Annotated in this window: 1 protein-coding gene; it reads left to right on the plus strand. The window is 69.8% G+C overall.

The genetic code is table 11. The features are described from left to right. The coding region (locus KDM41_18725) for a phage tail sheath family protein (protein MCB1185459.1) at positions 1–536 on the plus strand (536 nt) is incomplete at its 5' end. Between the last annotated feature and the right edge of the window lie 36 nt (positions 537–572).

The raw sequence follows: 572 nt of genomic DNA on the forward strand, positions 1-572 counted from the left end.
CCGGCCTCTGGGCCCGCACGGACGGCATCGGCGTCTGGAAGGCCCCGGCCAACGAGGTGCTGCGCGGTGCGTTGGACCTCGAGTACCAGATGACCACCGGTGAGCAGGAGATCCTGAACCCGGTCGGCATCAACGCCATCCGCGCGTTCGGTGTCCGCGGCATCCGCGTGTGGGGCGCTCGGACCACGTCCAGCGACCCGCTGTGGCGCTACCTGAACGTCCGCCGGCTCTTCAACTACATCGAGGACTCGCTCATCGGCGGTACGCAGTGGGTGGTCTTCGAGCCGAACGACGCGAACCTCTGGGCTCGCGCGCGACGCACCGTCAACGCGTTCCTCCTGGGCCTCTGGCGCGCAGGGGCGATGGTCGGCGCGACGCCGGACGCCGGCTTCTACGTGAAGTGCGACGAGGAGACGAACCCACGGGAGGCCGTGGACGAGGGGCGCGTGACCATCGAGATCGGCGTCGCGGCGGTGAAGCCGGCCGAGTTCGTGGTCATCCGCATCGGCCAGTGGGCCGGCCCGGGCGCCGAGTAGGCGTCCGACCGGAAGCACAGTAACGACTCCAGCCAT

The sequence above is a fragment of the bacterium genome, assembly GCA_020440705.1.
In the GTDB taxonomy this organism is placed as follows: Bacteria; Krumholzibacteriota; Krumholzibacteriia; order LZORAL124-64-63; family LZORAL124-64-63; genus JAGRNP01.